Here is a 3,220-nt window from a genome sequence, read left to right as displayed (position 1 = left end):
GTCGGGCGCCCCGCCCGCCAGCTTGCGCGCCGCCTCGGTCAGCCGGCGTGAGCGCATGTAGCCCATCACCGACCGGCCGGTGGCGGCGCCGAAGGCGCGCGTCACATGAAAACGCGACACGCCGCTGCTTTGCGCGACATCATCAAGCGAGATCGCCTCCGGCAGATGGCTTTCGACGAACCACAGCGCTTTCTCGGTCGGGTCCATTTTCTCCTCGCATTGGCCAGATCATCCTGCCGTTTCCTGGCACGGCCAGTTTGATCGAAATTGCGCATCCCGTGCAATCTGCGCCGATGCCGGTCGCCATCCGGCCAACCGCCCCATGAGCTTTCGCTTGACAGCGACCGGCGTCATCTCTTAGGTATGTTATATTATTACATAAAGAGAGCATGCGATGCCTGTTTCCCTTAGCTGGCCCACCACTCCGTCCGAGAAATCCATTGCGAAGCGATCGGCGCAAATCTACGCTGAAGCGGTGATGGTCCCCGAGTCGAAAGGCGAGGGGTGAAAAGGGAACACGGTGAGGCCTGCTCAGGTCGAGACCGTGGCTGCCCCCGCAACTGTAAGCGGCGAGCAAAATCCGTGAATGCCACTGGCCGGCAAGGCTGGGAAGGCTGGATGGCGCAACGACCCGTGAGCCAGGAGACCTGCCATCACTGAGTTGACCGGACGGGGTGTGCCGGGAGGAAACGCGAATCCCGGCCTTGTCGGCCGGTTCGCCAGCTTCCTTCCGTCGCCAGTTTTGGAAAGTGACGGAAAGTTGGACGGCTCCATCCATCGCATCGTCGTATATACGCTTTGCCGTCCCGGCAAGCCGGCGGGCAGCAGCCGATGACCGTAGCGCTTCTCGAAGCCCGTGACCTCTGCGTCACGGCGAATGGGCGGGATCTGGTTCAGGCGGTCAGCTTCTCGGTGGCCGCCGGCGATCGCCTTGCCATCATCGGTCCCAACGGCGCCGGCAAGACGACGCTGCTGCGCATGCTGTCGGGCATGCTGCGTCCGAGCTCCGGCGAGGTGAAGCTCGGCGGGCGCCGCCTGGACAGGATTTCAGCCGCCGAACGGGCGCTGCACATTGCCGTGGTCGGCCAGACCGACCAGCCCGATCCGCGGCTGGCGGTGATCGACTATGTCGAGCTTGGCCGGGTTCCGCACGCCGGGCTGCGGCGCAGGAGCGAGGAGCGCGAGATCGTCGTCGATGCACTGCGCCGGACCGGCCTGCTGCCGCTATTTGGCCGCATCATCGGCTCGCTGTCGGGCGGCGAGCGCCAGCGCGCCCAACTTGCGCGCGCCATCGCCCAGCAGCCAAAAATCCTGTTCCTCGACGAGCCGACCAACCATCTCGACCCGCGTGCCCGCGGCGAACTGCTCGACCTCGTGGCAGGCTTCGAGATGACGGTGATCGCGGTGCTGCACGATCTGGCGCTGGTGGCACCGTTCGCCACCAGGGTGGCGGTGATGAACCATGCCCGTCTGCAAGCGCTCGCCGCACCGCGCGAAGCGCTGACCCAAAAGCTGATCCGCGAGATTTTCGGCATCGATGTGCTGCGTCTGCGCCATCCGACCGAAGACCGCGAACTGACGGTGTTCGATGTGCCGAACCGTGCCGCGCCGCCGACGTGATTGAAGCCATTTCGTAGTCGACCCAATCCCATCCACAAGGAGCAAACCCGTGAAACGCCTGGCCCTTTCGCTTGTCCTCTCGCTGCTGGCCTCGACAGCCCTGGCCTTCCCGGTCACGGTCGACAGCTGCGGCAAGCCGCTGACCTTCGATGCACCGCCGAAGCGCGCCGTCATCCAGGATCTCAACATGGCCGAGATGGCTTTCGCGCTGAAACTGCAGCCGTCGATCGTCGGCCTGACCGGCATCACTGGATGGTACAAGGTGGGTCCCGAATTCAAGGCCGAGCAGGGTTCGATCCCGGAACTGGCGCCGAAATATCCGACGCTCGAAAACCTCGTCGCGGTCGAGCCGGATTTCTTCTTCGCCGGCTGGTATTACGGCATGAAGCCGGGCGGCGAGGTGACACCCGATACGCTTGCTCCGCACGGCATCAAGACGCTGGTGCTGACGGAAAGCTGCGTGCATCTCGACAAGAGCCGCCCAGCCGCCTCGATGGACCTGCTCTATGGCGACGTCGAAAAGCTGGGCAAGATCTTCGGCAAGGAGGCCGAGGCGGAGAAGCTTGTTGCCGGCTGGAAGACGCGGCTCGCCGACATCACCGCCAAGGTCGGCAACGGCAAGGCAACGCGAGTGTTTCTCTATGATTCCGGCGAGGACAAGCCCTTCACCGCAGGCAAGTTCGCCATCCCCAGCGCCATGATATCAGCCGCCGGCGGCGACAACATCATGGCCGACATGGACACCAGCTGGGGCAACACGGACTGGGAAACGGTGGCGTCGCGCAATCCGCAATTCCTCATCCTGCTCGATTACCAGGATGGCGGCGGCTACAAGAAGCTGCTCGATTTCCTGAAGGTCCATCCGGCCATGAAAGAGACGGACGCGGTCAAGAACGAGCGCTTCGTCGCCCTGCGCTATGCCGAACTGACACCCGGACCCGCCAATATCGAAGCGATCGACAAAATCGCCAAGGCCATGCATCCGGAAGCGTTTTGATGCCTGTCGCCCAAAAGTGCGCAGCGGTTTTGGGGCAACGACATGCATGAGCAAAAGATCCTGGAAGTGCGTCGCACGCGTCCTGACAGACACGACGCATTTCCAGGTTTGCGCCATCCGGCATTCGCACTGGCCATGCTGGTGGGAGCGGCGGCGATCGCTGCTCTCGCATTGCTGTCGATCGCCTATGGCTCGACGCTGATCCCGCTGACCGACGTTGTTGCAGCACTTGGCCGCGCAATCGGCTTCAGTGGGCACGACGTGTCCGGGCCGGTCGGCAAGATCGTCGTCGATCTGCGGCTGCCGCGCACGGTCCTGGCCATCTGCGTCGGGGCCGGTCTCGGCGTCGTCGGTGCGCTGCTGCAGACGGTGACCCGCAACGACCTTGCCGACCCGTTCCTGTTCGGCCTGTCGTCGGGCGCCGCCGCGGGTGCGGTTTCCGTCATCACCGTCTTCGGAGACAGTTTCGGCATCTGGACATTGCCGGTCGCGGCCTTCACCGGCGGCATATTGGCTGCCGGTGTCGTCCTGCTGCTGGTTGCGCGGGTGAGGGGGCAAGGCCCGGAGCGGCTGATCCTTGCCGGCCTTGCCGTGTCCTTCATG

Annotated in this window: 4 protein-coding genes and 1 riboswitch; of the genes, 3 read left to right on the top strand and 1 reads right to left on the bottom strand. The window is 64.1% G+C overall.

The window, feature by feature from the left end:
- Positions 1 to 207: AraC family transcriptional regulator (locus EN749_RS33055; RefSeq protein ID WP_145991110.1), on the bottom strand; the 207-nt coding region annotated here is incomplete at its 3' end.
- A 255-nt stretch (positions 208 to 462) separates the two neighbouring features.
- Positions 463 to 670, top strand: a riboswitch (cobalamin riboswitch).
- Between the two features lie 161 nt (positions 671 to 831).
- Between EN749_RS33055 and EN749_RS33050 the strand changes: the two genes are divergently transcribed.
- The 3 genes from EN749_RS33050 to EN749_RS33040 all read left to right on the top strand — a co-directional run.
- Positions 832 to 1,620 carry an ABC transporter ATP-binding protein gene (locus EN749_RS33050; RefSeq protein ID WP_127398803.1) on the top strand — a complete coding sequence of 263 codons (789 nt, stop codon included), beginning with the start codon at positions 832 to 834 and terminating at the stop codon, positions 1,618 to 1,620.
- Between the two features lie 49 nt (positions 1,621 to 1,669).
- The gene (locus EN749_RS33045; protein ID WP_128364740.1) at positions 1,670 to 2,617 is read left to right on the top strand and encodes an ABC transporter substrate-binding protein; all 948 of its coding nucleotides are present in this window, start codon (positions 1,670 to 1,672) and stop codon (positions 2,615 to 2,617) included.
- 135 nt (positions 2,618 to 2,752) lie between these two features.
- Positions 2,753 to 3,220, top strand: a 468-nt coding sequence (locus tag EN749_RS33040; protein WP_145991111.1) for an iron chelate uptake ABC transporter family permease subunit, incomplete at its 3' end; no start/stop codon positions are given.

This window comes from Mesorhizobium sp. M7A.F.Ca.ET.027.02.1.1, assembly GCF_004022985.1.
In the GTDB taxonomy this organism is placed as follows: Bacteria; Pseudomonadota; Alphaproteobacteria; order Rhizobiales; family Rhizobiaceae; genus Mesorhizobium.
The sequence above is the reverse complement of the archived record's forward strand: the minus strand, read 5'-3'. Positions and strand labels throughout refer to the sequence as shown.